The 26,627-nt window shown below is 60.6% G+C and carries 15 protein-coding genes and 2 tRNA genes; 10 read left to right on the forward strand and 7 right to left on the reverse strand.

Translation table 11 applies throughout. From position 1 onward, the window contains the following. Window positions 1-242: response regulator transcription factor (locus AC24GY_RS28740; RefSeq protein ID WP_487690150.1), on the reverse strand; the 242-nt coding region annotated here is incomplete at its 3' end. 172 nt (window positions 243-414) lie between these two features. Here AC24GY_RS28740 and AC24GY_RS28745 point away from each other — a divergent pair. The 5 genes from AC24GY_RS28745 to AC24GY_RS28765 all read left to right on the forward strand — a co-directional run bounded on the left by AC24GY_RS28745 (window position 415) and on the right by AC24GY_RS28765 (window position 12,151). Next, window positions 415-2,661, forward strand: a complete 2,247-nt coding sequence (locus AC24GY_RS28745; protein WP_487690153.1) for an Ig-like domain-containing protein — start codon at window positions 415-417, stop codon at window positions 2,659-2,661. Between the two features lie 138 nt (window positions 2,662-2,799). After that, entirely contained in the window at window positions 2,800-3,396 is a 597-nt protein-coding gene (locus AC24GY_RS28750) for an RNA polymerase sigma factor (RefSeq protein WP_487690156.1), read from the forward strand. Window positions 3,397-3,418: 22 nt separating this feature from the next. Beyond that, window positions 3,419-8,683: a beta strand repeat-containing protein gene (locus tag AC24GY_RS28755; protein WP_487690159.1), complete on the forward strand. Its 5,265-nt coding sequence runs from the start codon at window positions 3,419-3,421 to the stop codon at window positions 8,681-8,683. Between the two features lie 104 nt (window positions 8,684-8,787). Beyond that, window positions 8,788-11,289, forward strand: a complete 2,502-nt coding sequence (locus tag AC24GY_RS28760; RefSeq protein ID WP_487690162.1) for a PQQ-dependent sugar dehydrogenase — start codon at window positions 8,788-8,790, stop codon at window positions 11,287-11,289. Window positions 11,290-11,356: 67 nt separating this feature from the next. Beyond that, window positions 11,357-12,151, forward strand: a complete 795-nt coding sequence (locus AC24GY_RS28765) for a DNRLRE domain-containing protein (RefSeq protein WP_487690166.1) — start codon at window positions 11,357-11,359, stop codon at window positions 12,149-12,151. Here the strand turns inward: AC24GY_RS28765 and AC24GY_RS28770 are convergent. The 3 genes from AC24GY_RS28770 to AC24GY_RS28780 all read right to left on the reverse strand — a co-directional run bounded on the left by AC24GY_RS28770 (window position 12,141) and on the right by AC24GY_RS28780 (window position 20,623). Next, the gene (locus tag AC24GY_RS28770) at window positions 12,141-12,500 is read right to left on the reverse strand and encodes a hypothetical protein (RefSeq protein ID WP_487690168.1); all 360 of its coding nucleotides are present in this window, start codon (window positions 12,498-12,500) and stop codon (window positions 12,141-12,143) included. The two genes, AC24GY_RS28765 and AC24GY_RS28770, sit on opposite strands and share 11 nt — an antisense overlap. 158 nt (window positions 12,501-12,658) lie before the next feature. Next, on the reverse strand, window positions 12,659-14,212 hold the full coding sequence (locus AC24GY_RS28775) for a DUF1501 domain-containing protein (protein WP_487690171.1): 1,554 nt from the start codon (window positions 14,210-14,212) through the stop codon (window positions 12,659-12,661). A gap of 6 nt (window positions 14,213-14,218) precedes the next feature. Then, complete coding sequence (locus AC24GY_RS28780) at window positions 14,219-20,623, reverse strand: DUF1800 family protein (RefSeq protein ID WP_487690174.1); 6,405 nt, start codon at window positions 20,621-20,623, stop codon at window positions 14,219-14,221. A 735-nt stretch (window positions 20,624-21,358) separates the two neighbouring features. Here AC24GY_RS28780 and AC24GY_RS28785 point away from each other — a divergent pair. Next, window positions 21,359-21,434: transfer RNA gene (locus AC24GY_RS28785), tRNA-Ala, on the forward strand. A 94-nt stretch (window positions 21,435-21,528) separates the two neighbouring features. On the opposite strand, the gene AC24GY_RS28790 is transcribed toward AC24GY_RS28785, so the two are convergent. From AC24GY_RS28790 to trmD, 3 genes are all read right to left on the reverse strand, one after another. Further along, window positions 21,529-21,714, reverse strand: coding sequence for a hypothetical protein (locus tag AC24GY_RS28790; protein WP_487690177.1), 186 nt, complete (start codon window positions 21,712-21,714; stop codon window positions 21,529-21,531). 167 nt (window positions 21,715-21,881) lie between these two features. Next, window positions 21,882-21,972 (reverse strand) — tRNA-Ser (locus tag AC24GY_RS28795). Between the two features lie 98 nt (window positions 21,973-22,070). Then, on the reverse strand, window positions 22,071-22,742 hold the full coding sequence (trmD, locus tag AC24GY_RS28800) for a tRNA (guanosine(37)-N1)-methyltransferase TrmD (RefSeq protein WP_422316312.1): 672 nt from the start codon (window positions 22,740-22,742) through the stop codon (window positions 22,071-22,073). 118 nt (window positions 22,743-22,860) lie between these two features. Between trmD and sucC the strand changes: the two genes are divergently transcribed. The 4 genes from sucC (at window position 22,861) to AC24GY_RS28820 (ending at window position 26,613) form a co-directional block, all read left to right on the forward strand. Continuing rightward, window positions 22,861-24,045 carry an ADP-forming succinate--CoA ligase subunit beta gene (gene sucC / locus AC24GY_RS28805; RefSeq protein ID WP_422316314.1) on the forward strand — a complete coding sequence of 395 codons (1,185 nt, stop codon included), beginning with the start codon at window positions 22,861-22,863 and terminating at the stop codon, window positions 24,043-24,045. A gap of 101 nt (window positions 24,046-24,146) precedes the next feature. Then, a complete protein-coding gene (locus AC24GY_RS28810) occupies window positions 24,147-24,623 on the forward strand; it encodes a pentapeptide repeat-containing protein (RefSeq protein ID WP_487690180.1) in 477 nt (158 codons plus the stop codon). Window positions 24,624-24,681: 58 nt separating this feature from the next. Beyond that, window positions 24,682-25,611, forward strand: coding sequence for an amidohydrolase family protein (locus AC24GY_RS28815; protein ID WP_487690182.1), 930 nt, complete (start codon window positions 24,682-24,684; stop codon window positions 25,609-25,611). Window positions 25,612-25,677: 66 nt separating this feature from the next. Next, window positions 25,678-26,613: a nitrilase-related carbon-nitrogen hydrolase gene (locus AC24GY_RS28820; RefSeq protein ID WP_487690185.1), complete on the forward strand. Its 936-nt coding sequence runs from the start codon at window positions 25,678-25,680 to the stop codon at window positions 26,611-26,613. The last annotated feature ends 14 nt before the right edge of the window (window positions 26,614-26,627 follow it).

The following is a 26,627-nucleotide window of genomic DNA, read 5'->3' on the forward strand; positions in this document are numbered from 1 at the left end:
CGGGCGGTGAGAAAGAGTACCGGGAGGCCGAACCCGCGCGCGCGCATTTGTTCGACGACGGTGAAGCCATCCATGTCGGGGAGGCCGACATCGAGGATGACTGCATCAAAGGCCTGCTGGGTGAGGCGTGAGAGTGCCGTGGTGCCGTCCGCGCAATGAGTGCAGGTGTGACCTGCCTCCTGCAACCACAGGAGGGTCTGGCGCGCGAGTTCGGCATCGTCTTCAACAAGCAGGATATGCATGGTCAGAGCCAACATAGGCATGGGGCTGGAAAAAAGGCACGAAAATTGAGCCGGGGCTTCACTTCATTACCAAACGATAACGTGCCGAGCGGCTGGGATTGTGAAGCAATACGCAGGCATGAACAGGTCATTTCACTGTTGGAGAGGCCGAGGAGCTGCTAGCGGCTTGCTAGTGCTCCTGTTTCCTTCCTTGCTGCTGGCAGGGGGCGGACAGTGGACGGTCGTAGCCTGGAACAATCTCGGCATGCATTGCATGGATGACGACTATTCGGTGTTCTCCATCCTGCCGCCGTTCAACACGATCAATGCGCAGGTGATGGACGCGGCGGGAAAATTGATCACCGATCCGACGACCGCAGGCATCACCGTCACGTATCATGCCGTTGCAAATCCGGATGGGTCGATCAACACGACATCGGCTGGCAAGACGAACTTCTATGACTACGCAGCGGTGCTCTATGGTGCGAATGTGGGCATGGACCAGGGACTGGCCGGCAAGGCGATGCCGGGCGCGGGCAACACGCCGCAGACGATGAACTGGGTGGCGGGCATGAACTGGTTTGAGGCGGCGGGCATTCCGCTGTGCCCGAAGGACGATGCGGGGAGCAAGAATCCGTATCCGCTGATGCGTGTGTCGGTGAAAAATTCCTCGAACGTCGTGCTGGCCAGCGCTGACATCGTGGTGCCGGTGTCGGATGAGATGGACTGCCGCGCGTGCCACAAGTCCGGATCCGGTGCCGCTGCCATGCCTGCCGCAGGCTGGGTCAATGATCCGAACGACAAGCGCGACTTCCGGCTGAACATCCTGCGGCTGCATGATGAAAAGAATGCGGCTGATCCCAACTACGCGACGGCACTCGCGACGATGGGATATCCGCCGCAGGGGCTGTATCACAGCGTCACGAACGCAAACAAGCAGGTGCTGTGCGCCGCGTGTCATGCCTCCGAGGCGCTGGGCACGGGCGGCGCGGCGGGAGTGAAGGCGCTGACGGCGGCGATGCATTCGAAGCACGCGACCGTCACCAACCCGACGAACGGACTGCAGCTGGACAACGTTCTCAGCCGCAACTCGTGCTACCTCTGCCATCCCGGCTCGACCACACGCTGCCTGCGCGGAGCGATGGGCGGCGCGGTGAATGCGAGCGACGGATCGCTCGTGATGCAATGCCAGAGCTGTCACGGGCAGATGAGTGATGTGGGGAGCAGCGCGCGCACGGGCTGGCTCATGGAGCCGAACTGCCAGGCCTGCCACAGCGGCGATGCTGAGGCGAATGAAGGCGCGATCCGCTTCACATCCGTCTTCACTGCGCCAGGCGTGATGCGCGTGCCGGCGAATCAGCGATTTGGCACGAATGCAAACACGCCGGCGGCGGGGCTGTCGCTGTTTCGTTTTTCAAAAGGGCATGGTGGACTGGTGTGCAGCGCCTGCCATGGCAGCACGCATGCGGAGTACCCATCGTTGCATCGCGACGACAATCTCTACTCATGGAACAAACAAGGGCATCGCGGCAAGCTCGCGGACTGCACGGTGTGTCATGCATCGATGCCCACGAACAGTGTCGGCGGCCCGCACGGCATCCATCCCATCGGCAGCCAGACCTGGGTGAAGGATCATGCCGACATTGCGCGGGCCATCAGCCCCAACTACACCGCGTGCCGTGAATGCCACGGCGCCGACTTGCGCGGCACAGCGTTGTCGCGTGCGCAGGCGGACCGGGCGTTGAGCACCAAGTTCGGTCCGTTCACCTTGAAGCGCGGCATGGAGGTGAGCTGCTACTACTGCCACAACGGTCCGGGCAGCAGCAACGCCAGCACGCATGTGGGCCCGACGGTCGCGAATGCACAGCTGACGGTGCCGAAGGACACGCCCACGAGCATAGCGCTCACCGCCAGCGGCACGAATCCACTGCTTCGCGTCATTCAGCAACCCACGCATGGCACCGTGGGCATCGCGGCAAAGGTGGCGACGTATTTCCCGGATGCGGCCTATCAAGGACCGGATGTGTTTACTTACATCGCGAGCGATTCGGGCAGCTTTGTCGATTCACAACCCGCAACGGTTTCCGTCACGGTGGGAGGAACGGATTACAGCCGAGATTCGGATGGCGACGGTCTCAGTGACTGGATCGAATACGCACTGGGGCTTGATCCGCTGTTGCGCACGAGTCTTTTGCCGCAGCAGTTGTTTGAGAGTGCCAACGGCACGTCATATCTCACGCTGCGTGTGTTTCGCGGGCCGCTGCTGCCGGCTGACATGAGCACCAGCATCCAGGTCTCCGGGGACCTGATCCACTGGACGCCTGCCGCCGTCATCACCAATTCTGCAGGCGAGCTGAAGGCACGCGACACGACACCAGCCAATGCCGCGCCTGCGCGATTCATTCGCGTCGAGGCTGTCCGCACGACACCTGGTCCGTGAGCAAGATATGCACAGCAAATGCCAGCCTAGGAATGGGCAGGCGTAGAGGCACGCAAAGTGAGGCGGTTGTTCATTACCAAACGATAACGTGCTGAGCGGCAGGGTGTGTGGCGACAATGGGGGCACAACCACCAAGCCATGAACAACACGGTCCCCCATGCTGTCAGCGACGAATGCAGCCGCTTGTTTGCGCAAGCTCTGCGCGGGGATGCTGATGCCGCGACGCAGCTCTATGCCCAATGCGTGCCGCCGCTGTCGGGATGGCTTGCGCAGCGCATCAGCGCCCATGCCGCCGAGGAGATGGCGCATGAGGCTATGGTGCTGGCATTTCGCAACGGTGACCGCTTCAAGCCGGGGCATTCTTTTCGAGTCTGGCTACGGACGCTGGCCTGGCACCGTGCGCTGAACATCCTGCGCAATGACTCGCGGAGAAGGGCCCGCGAGCAGGCCTATCTGCAACTGGAGCAGGCGGGTGAGGATGAGGAGCACAAGCCATCGCCGTATCTTGAGAGGCTGGAGTCTTCTCTCGCGGCGCTGCCTGCTCCTGAGCGCGAACTGCTGGAGCTGCATTATCTCGAAGGAAAAACCAGCCGGGCGATTGCGGAGATGCACGGCCGTTCGCGGAGCGCTGTGGCGGTCCATTTGCACCGTCTCTGCCGGAAGCTGCGCACCGACATCGAGTCTCCACAAAGGCGGGGCGGTGCCTGCCATGAGTCCGCAAAGATGGCAGCCTGATTTGGTGATGATCCAACGCTTTATGAAACACACTACTCACAGCCAGCCAACCACCAGGAAGGTGTCCCAGGGACAACTCTTTGCATGCTTGATCACGGCACTCATGCTGACCTTCGGCTCAGATGCGGCACAGGCCAGCATCGCCTACGGGAGCATCAACAACTTTGACACGGTGAATGATACCGGCAGCCAGGCCCACGGGTTTGAGATCGAACTCGATGACATCCACAGCACAGACATCACGTACACCTATAACTACAACCATTACGGAGTGCCGGAGATCACGGAGGACAACTCGGTGGCGGGGCATCCGAAGGTGTTCATTCGCTGGCAGAGCAAGAAGAATGCCGATGGCACCTGGGCGGCCTATACGGCCATTCCTGCGGCGCCGATCCCGCCGACGCAGGGGCATCAGTTTACCAACCCTGGGGTGAACTTTGGCGGGGAGCACTTTGGAGTTGGCTATCGGGTGCAACCCAGTGCGGTGCTTTACAACTGGCTGATCGACAACGGGGCTGGCACCTTGGTGCATGGTGGCGCGGTGCAGGTTTCGACGCCGACGTTTACTTACTATCCCCCAGCGGCCGCAGCGCCGGCGCAGGTGCAGGCGGTGATCGTCCCGCCACCACCGCCAGTTCCCCCGCCGCTGCAGTTTGGCAAAGCGGTGTGGGTGAAAGAGATCAAAACCAAGACGCATAACGCCAACAAGGTCAAGCTGCGCGAACTGGTCTCCGACGACCCCGACAACCCGGACGACAAGAATTGGAAGAATGGCGAACCCGATGAGGTCGAGACGGAATGGCGCATCCTGCAGAAGAACAGTGGTGCGGCTGATGGTGGCCCGAACAACAACGTTGCTGCTGCCGCTGAAGATTTGCCGAACGGCAATGAAGTCGTGACAAGGCGCTACGAGTTTTACAAATATACCGGGCCGCTGGATGCGGAGACAGGCGAGGCGAAGGCGACGGCGGTGGGAGCAGACGGCCAGCATGGCTCCGGCTCCGCGACGTATGCGGATCATTTTGACGGCGCACTGGGAGAGTGGGTCACTGTCACCACAGACATGACCACGAAAGTGGTGGTGGGAGATTTCACCGGATCGCAAATGGCTGCGGTGGATGTGAATGCCGCGGTGGGTCTCATTGATCACGCAGGCGAAGGCAAGGTGGGCAAGGCCTTTGCGCCACGCACGGTGGTGGTGGAAGGCGCACTGCCATTCACTGCTTCGAAATCGGGAACCGTGCCGCCGGGGCTGATCTTCAACGAGGTAACAGGCGTACTCTCCGGCACGCCGAGCAGCGCGGGCACCTTCAGTTTTGCCGTGACTGCCAGCGATGGTGTGAATCCCGACGTGAAGAAGAACTATACGATGAACATCGCGGCGGCCGGTGCGGCGCTGCCTGCACAGAGCCTGCTGGACACGGCTGCAGCCCCTGTGGGTGCGGGCACGACCACCGGCGATGGTTCCTTCGGCGTCGGTGCAGATGCCACCGTCACCGCCACGCCCGCCGCCGGCTACTTGTTCCAGAACTGGACGGACAACGGTCAGATCGTCAGCACGAACAGCAGCTACACGCTGGCCATGGATGTGAACCACTCGCTGGTGGCGAACTTCGTGCCGGACGTTGTGCAGTGGTCCGTCACGACGAGCGCCGCCCCTGCGGCGGGCGGCACCACAACGGGAGATGGTCTCATCAATGATGGTGCGAGCACCACGGTCGTAGCCACCGCGAACGCGGGCTACGGTTTCACGAACTGGACTGAGGGCGCGGCGATCGTGAGCAGCAGCGCGAGCTACACCTTCAATGCGACGGCGGACCGCGTGCTGGTGGCGAACTTTTCCGCATTGCCGTCCTATACCGTGAGCACCAGCGCTGCGCCAGTGGCGGGTGGCACAACGAGCGGCGACGGCGGGTTCATCAGCGGCAGCAGCGCCACGGTGACGGCCACGGCCAATGCGGGCTACTTTTTTGTGAACTGGACGGAGAACGGTATTCAGGTAAGCACGAATGCGAGCTACACTTTCAATGTGACGGCCAACCGCACGCTGGTGGCCAACTTCTCCGTCACAGGCACCGTTCTCCGCGCGATCTCGACCTCTGTTACGCCGGCGAACTCAGGCACGACCACCGGTGGTGGCTCGTATGGTGATGGCACAAGCGTCACCGTGGTGGCGACGGCGGCACCGGGCTACAAATTCAGCAAATGGAAACAGGACGGAAGCAATGTGAGCAGCGCTGAGAGCTACACCTTTACCGCCAGCGCAGACCGTGCGCTGGTGGCGACCTTCACACCGGTTTATTACGTCACCGGGACGTCGAACCCGCCCGCAGGTGGCACCACGGAGGCGGACAGTCTCAGCTACAATCCGGGTGATGGCGGCAACATCATCGCCTTTCCCACCGCCGGCTGGCAGTTTGTGAACTGGACGGAGAATGGCAACATCGTCGGTACTGCCACGACGTTTAACTTCAGCAACGTACAGGCGAATCATGCGTATGTGGCGAACTTCGCACTCACCGGAGGTGTGAACATCTCCGCAAGCGCGGCTCCGGCGGCTGGAGGCACGACAAGCGGTGGAGGCAGCTACATGATTGGGGACAGTGTGACCGTCAACGCGGTGCCTAATGCAGGATATGCTTTCGTGAACTGGACTTCAGGTGCGGACGTTGTCAGCGCGAACGCGAGTTATACTTTCACCGCGAGTGCGAACCGAGTGCTCGTGGCGAATTTCGCGACGGCGAACACCATCACCACCGGTTCTGCACCGGCGATCGGCGGCACCACGAGCGGCGGTGGAGATTATGCCAGCGGCGCGAGCGTCACCGTCACCGCGACGCCAGGGGCTGGTTACAGTTTCCTCAACTGGACGGATGGCGCGACCATCGCGAGCACCAGTGCGACCTACACATTCACTGCGAGCGCCAACCGCACCTTGGTGGCTCATTTTGTTTCGGGCTACACGATCTCAGCCGCTCCGAGTCCCACTTATGCGGGCAGCATCAATGGAGCGGGCATCGTCAATGCGGGCACGAGCGTCACACTTTCTGCGGCGGCGAATCCCGGCTACACTTTTGTGAACTGGACGGACCTGACTGGCACGGAGGTGAGCAGCAGCACCAGCTATACATTCACCGCGAATGACAACGCCACGCTGACGGCGAACTTTGTCGCGGCACCGCTGAGCATTGATTTTGATTTCGACACGGCAGCGCCTGTGCCAGCGGAGAATGCACCGCTGCCGCTCGTCCAGACGAAGGCGGGCTACACGGTCACGTTCAGCTCACCGGCGGCAGATGCCTTCAAGATCACCACGGAGGGCGCAAGCGGGCGTGTGCTGTCATTGTTTAGCGGGAACTATCTGGAACCGCTCGCGGACAATGCCACGCTCGTGCTTCAATTTGACGTTCCCGTCACAGGTGTGAGCATTGATTTTGCCACGGTGGAAGCGCTGAACGTGGCGGTGCCTTCCAATGTGCAGATCACGGCTTACGACACCAGCAGTGGTGCACCGGTGAGCGTGGGCACGGGCATCGCGCACGGCACTGTGACGGCAGGTGACACGCTGCCGGCCGGCACGATTAATTTTAATTCAACAGGCGGAGCCTTTGACCAAGTCGTGCTGCAACTGCCGGACGCGCCGGTTGGAGCGGTTCGGTTCCTGGTGGACAACATCCAGGTGAGTCCCACCTCGAGTACTGGAGGCACCCTGACACTGACCAATCCCAACTGGAACATCACGCTTACAGATTTCGGCTACTCGGATTTCCTGCTCGACAACACGCCCGGTTTTGTCGGGCGTGAGTATCTCTCTGGCGAGTGGGGCAGCGCCGTGGCTTACCAACGCAACGGACAGACTCAGACACCCACGTGGCTGGAGCCCAATTTTCTCTATCCCGACTGGCAGACGAACTCGAACTTCCATGTCGTCACGGGCATTCATCTGGCGGGCAGCAATCTGGATGGCCTGCCCATTGCGGAATCAGTCATCGCCAACAACGATCTCGAAATCACACTGCGTTTTGAGATGGTGGACACGGTCGTGGGCACGCCCATGGGAGTCACGCCAGCAAGCGCGGCCAATGCGGGTTCAGCGATCAAGAGCAACCGATATGTGATGAATCAGACATTCATCGTGAAGAACATCAGTGGCGTCAGCATCACCAATCTGCAGCTGTTCCAACTCCTGCATGGTTTCATCTCGCAGCATGGTCAGTATGACAACCGCAGCTATGCCGGGAAGCTATCCGAGTATCAATACGATGCCACCATGGCGGGGGTGGACACCAGCGCGGCTGGAACTGACAGCTCCAGCATCGGGCTTGAGGATCTCATCGGGTTCCATGCGAAGGTGGCACCGACTGCGTTTGAGATCGGCAGCTATGGAACCGAGGGCAATGGCGTTGACGATCACGTCACGGGCAAGCCTTCGGACGGGGTTCATCTGTCGATTGAGAACAACTGGCAGAGCGCCCCGTATGCCGCGCGAATGGGACGTGACTCTTTCGCTCCAGCCAACCGCTGGATTGCTGGCGGCCAGCGCTGGGACCTGGGCACGTTGGCTTCGGGGCAAAGTGCGAGCCTGGACATCGTTTTGAGTTTGCTCACGGGCACGAAGGTGGTCGTTACCGGCGGCGGTTCCAGCGGCACGGGCGGAGGAGGCAGCTGCAATGGCGGCTCCGGGCACGTAGGAGGTGTCGATTTCGAATTCGACGACATCAATCAGGAAGGGACCTTCTTCGGTGAGTACTCCGATGCCGACGACGCTGAAATGGCGGAACGAGAAGCGGAGGGCGAGTTTGTGCTGCCAACGGTTCAGACTCCGAACGCCACACGCAGACAGTTATGGAAGCTGAATTACAACGGTGTGCACACGGGCAACATCAAGCTTAAATTTGCCTACGATCCGAGCCTGCTGCCGGCAGGGTATGATGAAAACCAACTCGTCATCTACCACTTCCGCAACGGCACCTGGGAGAAGCTGAGCTGCAAAGTGGACGCTGCGAAGAATGTCATCGAGGCCATCACTCCCAGTCTCTCTCCTTTTGTGCTCGGAGTGAATGACGTGGTCGTGAAGCCACAGGTGGAGATTTCCCTTTCCACTCCAGGTTCACTTAACGTGACCTGGCCCGATTCATTCACCGGCTGGACGCTGCAGGAGGCGGTGGATCTAAATCCATCGAGTTGGGTTAATTCAACTCGTCCGATGACATCGTCGGGCGGCTACAACAGCGTGCTGGTTCCCATCAACTCTGGCTCAAAGTTCTTCAGACTGGTGCGGCCTTAGAGCCTGTTGCCTGCTGATTAGCGCCTGACGGGCAAGGCTGTCAGGCGCCGCTCTGGCGATAATGGCTTGCGGCGGCACCCGGATATTGGGAGAATGCACTTGGAATGAATTCACGAAATACCGCCGGGGCCTTGATCCTATGGCTGAGTTGCATGCTGACCACGGCAGGACGGGCGGATTTTCCACCGCTGGCGCTCAAAGCAGTGAGCCTGCAGCAGATCGTGTCACCCACGGACATCACGAATGCGGGGGATGGCTCGGGCCGGTTGTTCGTCGCTGATCAGGCAGGAATCGTTTACATCATTCGCGATGGCATGGTGCTGCCGCAGCCCTTTCTGGATGTGCGGGCCAAACTGGTGCCCAAGGCACCAACCTCCTATCTCTTCCCGCTGAGCACGAGCTACGAAGAGCGCGGGCTGCTGGGCATCGCGTTTCATCCCAACTTCAACCAGCGTGATGGGCTGGGCCAGCCACTGCCAGGCTTTGGCAAGTTCTACCTTTTTTACAGCGCCCCATCTCCTAACGCGGCGGGCGGCAGCAGCCCGGTGAACTGTCGGAGCACGATCTCCGAATTTTCTGTTTCCGCGACGGATCCAAACGCAGCTGACGTCAGTTCAGAGCGCGTGGTGCTGGCCTATGACAAGCCGCAGTCGAACCACAATGGCGGCCAGCTGCGCTTTGGGCCGGATGGGCTGCTCTACATCAGCGTGGGTGACGGCGGTGGCCAGCATGACAATCAATACGGCCACACAGGTGGCAGCGGCACGAGTTCACCGGGTCCATCCGGGGTGCTCGGCAATGCGCAGGACAAGACGGTGCTGCTGGGAAAAATTCTGCGCATCGATCCGCTGGGAACCAACGGGCCCGGCGGCCAGTATGGCATTCCTCCGGCAAACCCTTTCGTGGGTGCCGGCGGCGGCGTGCGCGAGGAGATCTATGCGTTTGGTGTGCGCAATCCCTGGCGCTTTTCTTTTGATGACGGTCCGGGAGGAAGTGGCAGAATTTTTGAGGCTGACGTGGGGCAGGACAAAGTGGAGGAGGTGAACATCATCACCGCTGGCGGAAACTACGGCTGGCGCGTGATGGAAGGCACGCTCACCCACGATGGCACGGCGCCAAACAGCGGGCTGCCGCTGATCTCCCCCATCGCCCAGTATGCACATGTGGGTGTGACTGTTGGCGCACCGGCGCTGCCACAGATCGGCGCCTCGATCATTGGCGGTTTCGTGTATCGTGGCGCGGCGATTCCTGCGTTGCAGGGCAAGTATGTGTTTGGCGACTACAGCCAGTCGATCGCCTCTGCCAACGGCACGCTGCTCGGCGTGGAGGAGACCTCCCCAGGCTCTGGCATCTGGAACTTCAGCAGTCTCGTGATCGCCGGCGGCAACCCGCTCACAACCCGCGTTTATGCCTTTGGACGTGATGAGGCTGGAGAGCTTTACGTGGCGACCAAAATCACGCGCGGTCCCTTTGAGCTCGACTCGAACGGCAAACCGAGCGGTGGCATTTACAAGATCGTCCAGGCGCAGGTTTCCACCGCCACACTGACTCCCTCACAGGACAACTCGATCTACTCGGACTTTCCGAACAACAGCAACGCGCGGGGTGATCTCTTCTCCGGGAACAATGCCAATGGGGCGCCACGCCGTGCGTTGCTGTCCTTTGATGTCACCAGTGGACTGCCAGGCGGAGCCCAGGTAACCTCGGCGTCCATGATGCTGAATTTAAAAACTGCTGCAAACAATCCGGGCCACCCGAACGCGACCATGTCGCTCTACCGATTGAGCACAAGCTGGGGAGAGGGCACATCCCTCGTCGGGAGCGGGGGCGGCTCTGGCACAGCGGCGACGACGGGTGATGCCACCTGGAACGCACGTTTTTATGATGCATCGAATCCCACGAACTGGAGCACCGCGGGTGGTGTTTTCAATGCAACGGCATCTGCCACCACGACGGTGGGCACCACCCTGGGTTCTTATTTCTGGAGTTCGCAGCAGATGGCGGCGGACGTGCAGAGCTGGTTTGGCACACCCGCAAACAACTTCGGCTGGATTCTCGTGGGGGATGAAAGCACCACCTCAACGGCACGGGGCTTCAACAGTCGCGAAGGCAGTGCGTCCGTGCAGCCGAAGCTGGTCATCAGCTACAATCCGGTGGCTCCTGCCCTTAACAGGCGTGATACATGGCTGCGGCAGTATTATCCGACCCCAGGCACCTTTTTGGACGACAACGCTGACGCGGACGGAGACGGCATCACGAATCTGTTCGAGTACGCCTTTGCGTTTTCACCGCTGAGCGCCAATGGCTCCGGTGCTGGCATGCAGGCTGGCGCGGCCACGGCTGGTGTCACCACGACCTTCACGATCACCTTCCGTCGTGATCCCCGTGCCACCGATCTCACCTACCAGATGCAGACCAGCGATGATCTGGTGGTCTGGAACACGATCACGCAGAGTGCAGCGGGTGCCACACCTTCGGGGGCCGGTTTTGTGTCTGAATCTGACGCACCGGGAGAGGCCCCGGTGAAGAACGTCACTGTCTCGGAAACCTTGAGCGGAAACACACGGCGCTTCGCCCGGCTACGGCTCATCCGCGTCGCGCAATGACGGGATTCCACATTGATCGGGACTTCGACAGCATTACTTTGCCCGCGTGCCAAACGTCGCGCTGTTCATGAATCCCATCCTGCCACCGCTCGTGCGGCTGTGCTTGGTCATGGGACTGCTTGGCATGCCGGCCATGGGGGCAACCTTCGTCGCCACTGCAGCGGCGGACACCTCCATCTACCAAAACCACCCTGAATACAATCTGGGCGGTACAACACTCGTCTCCGGCACCAACCAGCAGTTTTCGAACTCGCGCGCCTTGTTTAGTTTCGATCTCAGCGCTGTTCCGGCGGGCGCCATCGTGACGTCCGTGCAGGTGTCACTTTACGTCACCCGCCGTCCTGATCCCGACCAGCACGGCGGGCCGGTGAACTCCGACTTCAGCCTTTATCGTGCGCTGCAAAGCTGGACCGAAGGCACGGGCAGTGCAGTGACCGGCTCTCCGGCCTCCACCGGGGACACCACCTGGAACAATCTCCACTACAATACCACGGGAGACAACTGGGCCACGCCCGGAGGTCAAATCGGCACGGACTTTGCCAGCGTTCCCAGCGCCACGACCTCCGTGGGCGACGTGGGTCTCTATCTTTGGGGATCTTCGCCCGATCTGGTCGCCGATGTGCAGTCATGGCTGGATTCCCCATCCACCAACAATGGGTTCGCCCTCATCAGCGAGAGCGAGAACGTGGCAGGCACGGCGCGGCGCTTTGCCTCGGCTGAGCAGCCGGGTGGAGGCATCCCGGCACCGACGCTGAGCGTGACCTATGAAATGGCCCCCGAACCTGACAGGCTGCTGCTGCTGTTCATCGGTGCTGCTGCCGCAACCTTCCGCCGCCGCACTTCCAGACGCCTCAGCGAGTGAAGATGTCATCACTTGTCCACATGCGGCGGTCGGAACCTGCGGAGCGGATCTCCATGCTGTTGCGGGAGAGTTGATGAAAAAAATAGGGCGTGCCCCAGCGGTCCACCAGCTCACCGCTGCTGTTGCGGGGCAGATCATCCGGCAGAATTTTTGCCTGCCTGGGGTTGTCGCCTGAGAGGGCCTGCACAATCTCGGCATTGGAGCCGATGGGGTTGTCGCCAGCGATGGTGCGGTAATCCCGCAGCATGATGGTGATGCGCTCAAGATCACTGGCTGCCTCGTTTTCGACTCCTGCGTCTGGCTGCAGCGGCAGCGGGGCATGAGCTTGAGGTGCTGGAACAACTGACACTGCGGGTCTGGGGAGCGACGCTGCGGGAACCTTGCTTGAAGGTTCCTGCGCTGAGCGCGTCATAAGCCAGACGGTGGCCGCTGACATCACGAGCAAGCCAATGGTCAAAAAAACCTGCGTCCGCTTCATCGGGTGAAAATGGAACTTGGCATGCGGTCTCAGAGGAATCCGAGATTGGAGGATGAGAAGCGGCCAAGGTTGGGGAAAATGGTGCTGAGATTGGTGTCGTCCACGCCGAACCAGGAGGCCAAAGTGGCCGAATATTGATCCACGGCGGTGGTGGGAATCCAGCGGCCGATGCCGGTGTCATCCGGCCCGTTCACTGCGAGCGTGGGGAATTTGCCATAAGTGGCGCCACCTTTCACCGCGCCGCCAACGACGAGATGATGCCCACCCCAGCCGTGGTCACTGCCAGAGCCGTTGGTGGGGAAGGTGCGGGCGAAATCGCTCGCGGTGAAGGCGGTGACAGCGCTCTTGAGGTTGGAGCCGCCGCCGCGCAGGGTGTCGATGTCCTGCAAGGACAGGATGAGGGCGTTGAGTGTCTTGCTCAGTTCGGCCAGGAGATTGGCCTGGGCGCCAATGATGACCTTGGCGTCGTCGGGAGTGCTGGAGCCCGCATTGCTGGTCTGGCCCGTGTGCGTGTCATAGCCGCCCACTTGAATGAAGAAAACCTGCCGCTTCATGCCCAGTCCGCCGTTGGCGACGGCCTTGCTGCCCAGTTCAATAAGCCTCACCACCATTTTCATCTGAGACATGAGCGAGGAGGTGAAGGTGGAGCCGCCGTTCGGAGTGGTGAGGGAGGTGGGGAAGCGGCTGAACCACGCCGGGCTGCCTTGCGCTGTTAGCGCGGTGGTGAGGATGTTCGCTTCGGCGATGGCGTGGTCAAGCACGCCGGCATAGGCTTTGGTCTGCAGGTCGGCGGAGAGCTTGTCGGCATTCAGGATGGACTGCAGAGCAGTCTGCCTGGCACCGTTGACGCTGTTGAGCTGCACGGCACCGCTGGTGGTGATGGCATACTGGGGTGCGTAATTTTGCGAGCCCACCTCAAAAATGTTCGAGCCGGCCAGCGTCACCGCCATCGACACCTGGCCGCCCGAGTTCACATCAGGCGGAGACGAAAAAAGGTCTGCTATACGCCCGGCCCAGCCGCTGACGTATGGCTGGTCCGGCAGCGAGGTCTGCCACTGCGTCTGCTGGTCGCTGTGCGAGAAAAGCTGTGGTGGTTTTGGCACGGACTTGCCGCTGTACTGAGCCTTGGTCAGCGGAAAGCTGAGCGTGCCCATGTTGAACACGGGCGCGACGATGCCGTTATTGAAATGGGTGGCGAGTTCCGCCATCGCCGGATGGAAGCCGTAGGTGCGTCCGTCGCTGGCGGGATAGCCGGTCGTTCCATTGCGTGAGTTCAGCGCCAGCGCCGTCGCCGGTCCACCGTCAGTGTTGGGAATGGCGAGCGGCGTGCCACGCCCCGCGCTGTAATTGGCCCAGTCCGCCGCCGTGGTGGGGATGATCATGTTGTTCGAATCGTTCCCGCCGTTGAGGAAGACACAGATGAGCGCCTTGTAGTCGGAGAAAGAACCAGCGGCCATCGCCGAGCTCATCAGCTTGAGGTCGCGGAGCGAATTCCCAAGCGCGCCGAGGCCGATGGCGGCCGGAATGTAGCGCTGCAAAAACCGGCGACGTGGAATGAAGGGGGCGTGAAGTGATTTGTTCATGCGGAGTTACTTCTGAATCGCGTATTCGGCGGAGGTGACGATGAGATGGATGATGGCGCGCACCCGGTCACGCATCTGGGTCGTGGTCGGGTTGCCGGCGGTGTACGACCAGTTGCTAATCACGTAGTTGATGATGGTCGTGCGCGCGGTTGAATTGAGACTGCCGCCGATGAGACGTGTGGCGAGCGTGTCCACGAGCGTGGGAATGGCGGAGTCGCTGGTCTGCCCTGCGGTCATGAAAGGACTGATGTCCATGGGAATGGAGCCACCACCATTGCGGAAGCTTTGGAAGCCATTGGTGTTGCCACCGCTGAGAAATCCGCCGGTCACCAAGTTGGTGAGGTTCATTGTGTTGGAATCATTGGTGAGCTGGAACTCCGGCGTCGTCATCCCCGCCTTCGCCATCTCACCTGGATAACGATAGTCAGGATAGAAAAAGTTGAAGACCGTGGTGGAGTTGAGCGGCGTCTGCGTCAGGTCACTCTGACTGTAGTTCATGTTCCAAGTGCCCTTCTGCACGGCGCAGGTGCCGGAGCGTGACCACTGACTGATGGACAGTGGATAGACCGCCTGGCCGGAGGTGCTCTGAGAGCCATTCGACACCGTCGAAGGAGTGGTGACGGTGAACAGATTGGGCAGCGGTGCGCTGACCACGGTGTACACCTGGCTCGGCGCAGGGGTGCCGGCGTTGGCCACCAGAATGGCGATCCAGACCAGATCACCGGCCTTGAGATTGTGATTGCCACTGGTTTGCAGACTGATGGTCGAGACGCCGCCACTGGTGGTGATGTTGTAGCCGCCGGTGAAGCGCGGGATGTAAGCCGTGCCACTGCTGGTGGCCGGTGGGCTGCCTGTGAGTGTGATGGTGAAGGTGCTGGCTGTGGCCGAGGTGATCGTATAGACACCATCGTAAGTGCCACCGGCCAGACCATTGTTGTAAAACTTCACATAAAGCTGGTGACCGGCGGTGTAGCCGGAGGCGGTGATAGTGACGGTATTGTTCACGCCGTTGTAGCTCGGCGTGGTGATGCCGGTGGTGTTGACGGTGAAGTTGTTGGGCAGGAAGGCGTTGCCAGAAGGATTGCCGCTCACGCTGTTGGCGCCGATGTTGACCGTGAAACTGGTCGCGGCCGCGCCGGTCACTGAGTATGTTTGCACGGTGTTGTAGGGCGCGGTAGAGCCGAGCGTCCCCGAGGTAAACTGCATCGTCACACTGTCACCTGTTTGGAAACCCGGTGCGACCACCGTCACGACTCCGGTGGAGCTGACGGTGCTGTAGCTTGGTGTGATGTTCGTGACGGGATATCCTCCAACGCTGGGCAGGTTGGTCGTTGACGCGCCGTCATCGACAAAGCTGTCGAGAAGGATGGTGTCGCCATTGACCAGCTTGTGCGCGGTGGGAGTGGTGATCAGAATCTGCTGGTAACCGATCTGGCGATAGCGGGAACCGGCGATGCCCGAGGCCGCGAAGGTTCGCGCAGGACCCGTGAGGCGCAGCAGCGGCTCGCGCTGCTTGCCAAATCCGACATCTGCTGCGGCAGTGGTGCTGCGCGCCTCGTAGTCGAGCAGGATGGCACGAACGACCTCCTTCATGTCGCCACGCACCCCGGTGGCCACCCCATCGACGTTGCGCTCACCATTGAACGCACGGACGACCCGCTGGACGTAGGCGGGCTTGGGATTGCTGGTGACGAGGCGCTGGATGAGCTGGCGGCAGATGTAGGGCCCCACGGCGGAATTGTTGATGATGTTGTCGTGAGCCATTTCCAAGTCCCTCAGTCCACTGAGATCATAGGAATTGGTGATCGATGTGCTGACGAGATTGCCGGCTCCGAGCACAGGGTCCGTGGATTGAATCGTGATCGGGTTGGGATTGGGATCCTGCGAGGAGTCGTTCACAAAGGTGACGGCAGCGGGAGGGATGACCACATTGTCGAGCAGCACCTTGGGACCCGGCTCATGATGCGAGGGCACCAGAACCATCGGGTCCAGATAGTTGGCGCTGGGATAGAAGTTGGTCGGCAGCCTGCCGTTGCTCATCGCCTGCCCCCAGGTCCAGCCGGTGAAGACGCGCGCCATGCCGGTGATGGTGGATTGATCATACGTCGGCACCGCGTTGCCATTCGAGTCGAGCACGAGCGAGCCGTCCGGCCACAGGCGGTACAATCCGATGGAGAAGAGCTGCATGATTTCACGCGCGTAGTTTTCATTGGGGTGAATGCCCGTTGCATCACTGCCCCTGTCATTGGCGCGCATGTCCAGATACAGGCCCATGGCAGGAGTGAGCGTGACCTGCTTGAGGATGTCCCGGTAGTTGCCAAAGCAGGAGTCCACGAGGTTGTCATAGTAGTCGGCAAGAATGCGGCCGTTGTTGTTGAGCGGGCCGGTGTCTGACACGACGAGGATTTCACTCAGCGCGAAGGCGACACGTTGACGCAGCTGATCCGACGCGGTCACTGAGTTCTTCCACCAGGAGTTGAAGAAGAGCGAACTGTTGTACGGGTTCTGCGGATCGCTGCTGAGGTTGGAGAGGATGTAGGGAACGTTGTGCGTGGCGGACAAGCCGAACTGATTTTCAATCCAGTTCCGGTAGCCGTTCGCCTTGACATACGTGATGTCATCCGGTCCTGGGCCAAACGTGGCCTGCGTGAGAAAGCGCACAGCTCCGGCATCCGTCCCATGGTCGTCCGTCCAGGCGGGGTAGCTGGGAAGTGCAGGCGGAGTTTGCGAACCTGGAACAGGCCCGAATGTGCCGGTGAGCTCACCGTTGGGATTGTTGACGGTGCCTATGCTGACGAAAACGGTGCCGTCTCCCAGCGCGGTGAGGTCAGATGCCTGCATGTTCCAGGTGTAGCCGCCATCTGAGGTTCGCTGCGTGGGGTAGTTGCGATCCTGCGCGTCGAAATCAAACAGCAGCACCGGACTGCCGCCGCTTTGCGCGGCGTAGATGCCGCGGGAAATGCTGCCGGAGGTGAGACCCGAGTAATTGAGATGCACCACCGCCGTGGAACCGCTCACGCGCATAAACGCGCCGCCGTTGCCGGTGATGTTTGAAAGCCCGGCCGCTCCCTGAAGATTGGTGACATACAAGGCTCCCGGGATGGCGGTGGTGGGCGGATTGTCCCACGGCGAGAGCACAAAACCGGGAATCACTCCTCCCGTCGCAGCATCCGCAGGTCCGCCGCCGTTGGCGATCGCTGCAGAGTTTCCGGTGGGATCCAGAAACCACCCGACCGAGAGATTGTTGGCACCACCACTGGCTCCGGTGTTGTGCAGCACCTCAATGTAATACGGCTGCCCTGCTGTCAGCGCGAGCCAGCCGGATTTTTGACTGGCATTCGTGTTCCACGTGCGCGTGGAGGTTCCAGCAGGGCCGGTCACATAGGCACGGCGGACTTTGTTGACGGGCTCTCCGTTGTTGGAAATCCACAGCTCAGCAACATTGGCGGCTGACAGCCAGAAATAGTAGTTCCCCGTCATGGGCGGGGTGAAATAGCCGCGCAGCCTTTCCCCCGTGTTGGCACCATAGGTTGTCGTGTTGTCCTCGACGCTGGTGATGGCATTGGTGGTCGTCGGTGCGGAACCCCAGGGCACATCGTTGAGCGTCGCCCCGGTGACTCCCGCAGTCCAGAGTTCACGCGTGAACTGGCCCCCACTGTCCTTCACTTGTATTGTGACCACGGCGCTGGTGCTGCCGGCACTGTTCGAGGCGTAAACCGTGAACTGGTAGATGCCTGCCTGCGGCGGAGTGCCGCTGAGCACGCCATTGGTGAGCGTGAGCCATGCAGGAAGGCCGCTGGTGGTGAATCCACCCGCACCATTGCTCGCTGTCAGCGTCAAACTGAACGGCGAGCCGGAATTCAGCATCGTGATCACATTCGTCGGGCTGGTGATCGCGGGCGGCCCGGCTGGTGGATTGCCCGCAAGTGGCGTCTGGCCGGTCATTGTTGGGAACAGGCGTGCGGTGGGAATGGCCTGCTTCGACTGACTCGGACTGTACCACGAGAGCGTTGCGCCTGCAGCGCTGCTCAATTCGCAAGTTTCCAGCTTGATGTCATATAGCACCCCTGCCTGCAGGGCGAGGGTGGCGTAGCGGTCGGCTCCGGAATAAACCGGCCAGTTAATCGGCAGGTTGGTGGTATCGAGGGTGCCGCTTCCGGTGCCCGAGGCAGGCAGGCTCATGCCTGAGAGTGCGGTGGTGAAGTTCACCCCTGCTGTCACCGCACTGACGGTGTAGGGCAGCGAGATGTTGTAGTTCGCGCTGAGATTGCCGGTGGTGAACTTCAACGGAATCACATCCCCCACATTGACGGCGGCGCTGGTGTAAGGCAGCACAATGGTGCCGTTGGTCGTTGAGTTCTGCGTGTACGTGTAGGTCACGCTGGGATTGTCATTCGTCAGGCGCCGCAGCACCATCGGCTGGCCGTTGATCCACAGTTTGGCCGTGTCATCGGCGTTCACGGTGATCGTGTAGGTCTCGCTGTATTGCGGCAGCATCTGCCCGGTCCAGCGGCAGCAGAAGTAGTTGTGGTAGATCAGCGGATCGGGCGATCCCGCACCCCAGTCGCCATTGTTGGTTAAAGTGATCGCACTGTCCGTCTGCGTCCCTGCCGCTGGCGCTGTCAGTGTCGTATTGGCGTAGTAGCTGGCAGGCCAGCCCGTCGTACTGCCGGTGTTGTTGGTGTAAACATTCGCATTCGGAATGTTCGCAAAACTGCCGCCATTGATCTGCCACTGCAATTTGCACTTCGCGTTCCCCGTGGTTTCCACAAACTCGACCCGCATGTGGTAGCGGTTTGCCGGAGCGGCAGGCACGGACAGGGTGAACTGTCCGCTCTGTTTGAAGGCTCCCGTCGCTGTGGTGTCCCAGCCATTCTCCAGGATTTGGATCAGCCCGCCACCGGTGTCGAGAAACACGCGCGCCTTGTCATCCGCATCGAGCTGGAACACATAGGTGCCGGCAGTGGAGGGCGAGAGATAGCCATCCCAGGCCACGGAATAATTGTCCGCCGTGACGAGATTGGTGCCGTTGGGTGAACCATACAGCCAGCTGAACGCGACCGCAGGGTCCAGCCGCGTCACGACCGGCGGATTGAGCAGGCAGGCAGCGCTGCCAGTCTGCGAACTGGGCACTGCGGCACCCGTGATGGACACCGTGATCGTCTGCCCGGAGACTGAAGTGATCGTCTTGATGCCATCATAGGTGCCGCCAGCGAGACTGCCGGCAGAAAAGGTCATGTTCACCCGGTTGTTCGGGGAGGTCGTCGAAAAACCGGTCGTGCCGGCGTAGGTGATCACGGCGGTGCCGGTCGTGCCCGTCAACTTGGTGTAGGTGTAGGTCGCGCCGTTGCCGCCGAAGTTCGCACTGCTGGCATAGTTCGTACTGGCTCCGACCCAGTAATTGCCCATGAGCCCTGTGCCCGTGGGGTTGCCGGATGGGGTGATCGTCACCCCGGCGCTGATCGACAACGGGCTGAGTGAGTAATTCCCCGAGGCCCCCGCCGTGCCCGGAGCCCCCGCCGTCAAAGACACCACACAGCTCGTCATCCGGCTGGCGTTGTAGAGCGGCGTGATTTTGATGTCCACCGAGTTCACTCCTGCAGGAAAAGTCACCGCTGAGGGAATGGCCGCGTAATCCGTCCCCTCGACCGCTGAGCCAGCCTTGCTGAGAGGCACCGTGATGGGATTCAGCAGATTGTAGCCGGTGCGCTGCACGGTGATCACGCCTACGTCGCCCGCAGGCGTCGCGGCGTCTGCCGGCTGCGTGGTCGAGGCATCCACCGCCGTCAGGCTGACCACGTTTTGCGATTGCAGGTTCGTCGCGAGCTGCGTGTGGTCGTAGCTGGACTGCGAGCCAATGGGCGTGCCGGGCATGTAGCCGAGCAGCTTTTTGGCCCAGTCACCCACCTGGTCACCGGCAGAGTCCACATCCTGCACCAGCACACGGTAAAAGGAACTGGTGCCGGACGCCGCCCCGGAGAGCGTCTGCGTGTTGCCATCGCCGATGATCTGAACATTGGGCGTCAGAGCGGCCCAGCTCGCGCCCGCCAGGCTGGGAGAGGCCTGCAGGATGTAGAGCTTGCCGATCTGCGTGGGGACAACCACGTTCACCATGCCGCCGTTCAAATTCATTGAAGAGACTTTCAGAACGGAGCCGGAGCGGAAGGGATGGGTGCCCGCAATGATCTCCGACCCGTTGCTCATACCGTCGCCGTCATCATCGCGCCCCAGCCACGCCTGGTCATTGATTTGTGCGTCCGTCACGCCATACAGCGACTTCCACACCGCCTTGGTGACGTTCATGTCGGGATCTCCCATCACTCTCAGGCTCCATGCACAGAACAGGCAGGCCGACAGGAGCAGCGCCCACACCGGGCTGCGGCGAATCAAAGGATGCGTGAATGACGACATGGGTGTACAAAAATCGTTTCTGCGTGGGTTCTCTGAATTTCTCGACGCAGAATATTTAGGTTGGATGTGCAGCGGCTGAGAACCTTGAAGATAAAAACAAAACGGCCCTTCAAAGTCGAGGTTATAATTTAAAGAACGGCGGCATGCTGCCTGCCAATGAGCTTGGGCAGACACCAGGCGGACCCCTGACAGGCATCTGCGGCATTACGTCCTTCCTGCCCTGACAAACTCCTTCATTGGGTGGGTCCTCCACCATCCCCTAAGTGATCCCAAAAGTCCTGCATGTGTATCAAGCAAACCATGCGGGCAGAATGGCGCTGGTCTTTTAGTCGATTATCTGACATTGCTGCATCAGATTGAGAATGCCGATAAAAAAGATGCCATGCATGAATGGCACTCGGTTAACCAGCAACGCGATAGCGATCACCGAGGGAAGACAATGTCACACGCCCTGCATCATGTGCGGTGCGGCCCACATCGCGCTTGAACTCAGCCAGCTTGCGCTTGGCGTGGACTGTGTCGGAGGTTTTCCAGGCCGCGACGAATCAGCTTGCCGGAATGCCGGATCATCGCATAATTAATTCCGTTCGATGAATAGTGAATCAGGCATTCACCTGCTTTCTCAAACGATTCTTGCCCTGCGTCGGCGGCCACCGCCAGCCCGCAGTCGGCAACTTCCCAGAGAAATCTGACGAGTGCCCCAAATCACCAGGCATCGTCCAAACATCCCATTTTGGGGCTATAGCTCAGTTGGTAGAGCGTCTCGTTCGCAATGAGAAGGTCAGGGGTTCGAATCCCCTTAGCTCCACCACTTTCCAGCAGATTGAATCTGCGCTACGAGACAACAAGGAACCTGGGATCGCGACTCTCACCGCCTCCCCTTCCCACTGCGTCAGCGGTAAAGCTTACTTTTTCTTCGCAGGCTTGGCCTTCGAACTCGGGTTCGGGCTCTCGGCGATCTGGTCCTGCTCGACCTGTCGAGCGACGGCACGTTCGACGTAGTTGGCAAAGCTGCGACCGTCGAGCGCCGCATATTTCTTCGCCAGCTTGGCGATGCGTGGATCAATGGTAATGCTGGTATTGATTTTCATCGGGTGGCAGAATGTGGTATTTTAACCCCGTGTGCAACAGGCAATTGCAGCTCTGTGCAGGCCGTTGCAAGGCGCTTTGAGGGACTGTCCCGCGTCATTTGCTGTTCGTTTGACCCTATTTAAGGGTGGCAGCCATGCGCTTTCAGCCGGGGGTGTCTGATAAAAAATGGCGGTGAGGGAGGGATTCGAACCCTCGGTAGCTGTTAAGGCTACGCATCTTTAGCAAAGATGTGCTTTCGACCACTCAGCCACCTCACCAATAATTAAAACTGTCCCGCAGGTGGTCAGCCAGCGGAGTGCTTATTTAGCGTGCAGCCCGGTGGATCGTCAAACGAAATGTCATTCTCGGACGCATCTCAGTCGATTAAATCCGGGCGGTTCGTCCGTGTGCGCTCCAGCGCCTGCTGCTCCCGCCATGCGGCGATCTTCGCGTGATTCCCGCTCAGCAGCATGTCAGGCACCTTCAGGCCGCGGTATTCAGCCGGCTTGGTGTACTGCGGTGCCTCCAGCAGGCCGCTGGCACCAAAGCTCTCCTCCACCGCACTCATTTCATCTCCCAGCACCCCCGGCAGCAGGCGCACGATCGCATCCATCACCACCACGGCGGCGATGGCCCCGTTCGTCAGCACATAGTCCCCCAGGCTGATCTCCTCGTCCACCCAGTGCTCAATGATGCGGTGGTCGATCCCTTCGTAATGCCCCGAAAGGAAGATCAAATGTGGCTCAGCGGACAGCCGCCGCGCCGTGGCCTGATCAAACCGCTTCCCCGCAGGTGACATGTAAATGATGCGCGCTTCCGGCGTGTCGATGCGATCCAGCGATTCAAACACCGGCTCCGGGCGGATCACCATCCCCTGCCCCCCGCCATACGGCGTGTCATCCACATGACGGTGCTTGCCCATCCCCTGCTCACGCAGATCATGCACCCGCAGGTCCAGAATGCCTTTCTCCTGCGCACGCCCCATCATGCTCAGGCCCATGGGCACTGAGACCAGCTCCGGAAACAACGTCACCACATCAATTCGCATTCTGGGGCTATGCCGCAGCCTTGCAGGCACGGCAAGCCCGGCATTCTCACCTTCACCGGGAATGCGCCTTGACGCTTGGGGTCGCACTTCTACTATCGGGCTCCCCCATTTTTTCTCCATGAACATCCACGAGTATCAAGCCAAGCAACTGTTCGACAAATTCGGCGTCGCCAGTCCCAAAGGAATCGTCGCCAGCACAGCGGCAGAAGCAGGAGCCGCGGCTCGCACAATCGGTGAAGCAGGACTCGTGGTGAAAGCCCAGGTGCATGCCGGTGGTCGTGGCAAAGGCACTTTCAAGAACGGTTTCAAAGGCGGTGTGCATCTCGTGAACACCCCGGAAGAAGCGGAAGACATCGCAGGCAAGATGCTGGGCCAGACCCTCGTCACCCACCAGACCGGCCCGGAAGGCAAGCTCGTGAGCAAGGTGCTCATCGCCAAATCCGTGGACATCAAGAAGGAGTACTACTTCGCCATCCTGTTTGATCGCGTCTCCAGCAGCCACGCCATCATCGCCTCCACCGAAGGCGGTATGAACATCGAAGAAGTCGCCGAAAAGACTCCTGAGAAGATCAGCAAGGAGTACATCAATCCCGCCATCGGCCTCCAGGCCTACCAGTGCCGCAAGGTCGCTGCTTCGCTCAATCTGCGCGGCCCCCTCATGAACCAGGCCGTGAAGCTTTTCACCGCGCTGTGGAATCTCTACCTGAAGAGCGACTGCTCCCTGGTGGAGATCAACCCGCTGGCCATCACCTCCGATGATCAGGTCGTGGCTCTCGATGCCAAGTTTAATTTCGACGACAACGCCCTCTACCGTCAGAAGGACGTCACCGCCATGCGTGACACCACGGAAGAAGACCCGCGTGAAGTCGCCGCCAGCGAATTCGGCCTCAACTACATCGGTCTCGACGGCAACATCGCCTGCCTCGTCAACGGCGCCGGCCTTGCCATGTCCACCATGGACATCATCAAGTTCCACGGCGGTGAGCCAGCCAACTTCCTCGACGTCGGCGGCGGCGCCACCAAGGAACAGGTCACCGCAGCCTTCAAAATCATTCTGGGCGACCCGAATGTGAAGGGCATCCTGGTGAACATCTTTGGCGGCATCATGGACTGCAACATCATCGCCACCGGCATCATCGCCGCGGCGCAGGAAGTCTCCCTGAACATCCCGCTCGTCGTCCGCCTCGAAGGCAACAACGTCGAAGCCGGCAAGGCCACCCTCGCCGCCAGCGGCCTGAAGATCACCAGCGCCGCCGATCTGACCGACGCAGCTCAGAAGATCGTCGCAGAGGTGAAAGGCTGATTTAGCCCCCGCCTAACGGCTTTAGGGGACCCTCTAAATCCCCTAAACAAGTTTGAAAACCCGATTTACGGCCTCGTAAATCGGGTTTTCATTTGTGCACCATGGCCAGCATCACCACCGAAGAACTCCTCGCTCACACTCAATGGCTTGAAAGCAGCGGCAAAAGCGGCCGCAAGATCGACGAAACCGGTATGAACCTCGCAGGTGCCACACTCAATGACCTCAACCTGGCCAAAGCCCATTTTGTCGGCACCACCCTCACCAAAGCCAATCTGGCAGGCACCAATCTCTCTGGTGGCGACTTCAGTGGCGCGAATCTGGACAGCGCCAACCTCAGCGGAGCTGATCTCAGCGGGGCCGACCTCGGCGGCGTCTCCCTCCGTCATGCCAATCTGAGCCATGCCAACGTCCGTGGCGCGGATCTTTCCGGTGCCAACCTGGAAGGTGCCAATCTGACCAATGCCGACTTCACCGATGCGGATCTCATCGCCGCAAACCTCAACGGCACTGTGCAAACCGGCATGATTTACACCGGCGCCATCCTGGCAGACACACAGGGCCTGAAAAAATTGAGCTGATTCGCGCAGCCGCGTCGCTGACGAGCAACATCGCCTTCCCCTGCGGCGTAGTGGTTTCATGCCATCACGCCGCATCTTTTTGTCCACGGGTCTCGTCGCACTCACCTCCCGCGCCCTCGCGCAGACGCCCCCGGCCGCTGAGCCTGTCATCGACATCCATCAGCACATGAACTACCACAAGCGCGCGGATGAGCATCTCCTCGCGCATCAGGTAGCCATGGGGATCACCACCTCGATCATCCTGCCCGCCGGCAACTACCTGGACCGCCCTTCCACCCACAACGGCAAATCCAACGGACTCGCCGCCCAATGCGCCACCACCGAGGCCGCACGGGATTTCGCCAAAGCCCATTCCGACGCTTACCTCTGGGCCGCCAATGAGGTCACCGACCTCGACACCGCGCCCGCCGAGATCGAAAAATGGCTCAAGCAGGGCGCCTGCATGATCGGCGAGCAGAAATTCATGGTGCAGTGCGACTCCCCCGAGAGTCAGAAACTCTACGCCCTCGCCGCCGCCTACAACGTGCCCATCCTCCTGCACTTCCAGCACCTGACTTACAACCTTGGCTACGACCGCTTGCACACCATGCTGGAGAAGTTCCCCAAGACCAACTTCATCGGCCATGCGCAGGCCTTCTGGGGCAACATCGACAAGCAGCACGATCAAACGGTGAACTACCCCAAGGGCAAGATCACCCCCGGCGGCATCACGGATCGCTACCTCGCCGACTACCCCAACATGTTTGCCGACATGTCCGCCGGCAGCGGCCTGCTCGCCCTCACCCGTGACGAAGAGCACACCACCCAGTTCTTCGACCGCCATCAGGACAAGATCCTCTACGGCAGCGACTGCGCCGATCACCTCGGCCGCGGCCCCGGCTGCCAGGGCGCCCAGACCCTCGCCGCCATCCGCAAACTCGCCCCCAGCAAAGCAGTCGAGCGCAAAATCCTCTTCGAAAACTCCCGCAAGCTCTTCCGGCTGGCTTGAGCACGTACCATTGCCGCCATTGGCCGCTTGCACATTTCAGGCCGCTGGCCCCGTTATGCACCAGCCATGCCTGACACCGACCCCAGCAAGACCAATGTCAAAGTCGAAGCCTGGACCTTCGACGTGGGAGATGCAGGTAAAACCGTGGACGCCTTTGCCGAGGAAGTCATGCACCGCGTCGAAACCGCCTGGGCTGGCGGCGTGGACATCGTACTCCTGCCCGAATACCTCTGGGCCGCTCTGGAGCCCCTGCTGCCTCCGAACGCAGACATGGAAGACATCGCCAAAGTCGTCTGGGTGGACCTCATGCCCAAGCTCAGGCAGCGTCTCTGCATCAAGGGCAGGCACGCCATCGTCGGCACCGCCCCCTATCTCGATCCCGCGACCAAGCACCTCTACAATCGCGCCCTCATCTTCAGCGACGGCCGCGTTCTGCATCAGGACAAACTTTTCCTGACCCCATGGGAGCATGAGTTCAGGGCAGGCCGCGAACTGTTCGTCTTCGAAATGTCCGGCCTCCGCGTGGCCATCATCATCTGCCTCGACATCGAGGTGCCGGAGCTCAGCTCCCGGCTGCGCGGACTCAACATCGACCTCCTCCTCGTTCCCAGCGCCACGGAGACCCTCTACGGCAGCGAGCGCGTCACCCGCTGCGCCTCCGCCCGCGCCATCGAACTCGGCTGCGCCGTCGTCGTTTGCCCGCTCGTGGGCAAATGCGACTCCAGCATGGTCAATGTGAACCTCGGCAGGATCGCCATGTACCTGCCAGCCCTGAAGGCGTTCGAAGCCTATGACCGCTCTGAAGACACCCGCCTCGTCCATCAAGGCTGGCACACCTTGCGTGTGGAAGTGCCCGAGGCCGTCATTCACGAGGCCCATCGCCGGCGCAAAGAAACCAATCCCTCGCAGCTCAACGTCAACCTCACCCCGGAGGAAGTACAGATCGACGAAAGCGCACGCACAGCACCGGCGAAAAAAGTCACCAGACGCGAACGCATGTGAACGCACAGCGTGCG

It is taken from the genome of Prosthecobacter sp. Pr1 (assembly GCF_057652315.1).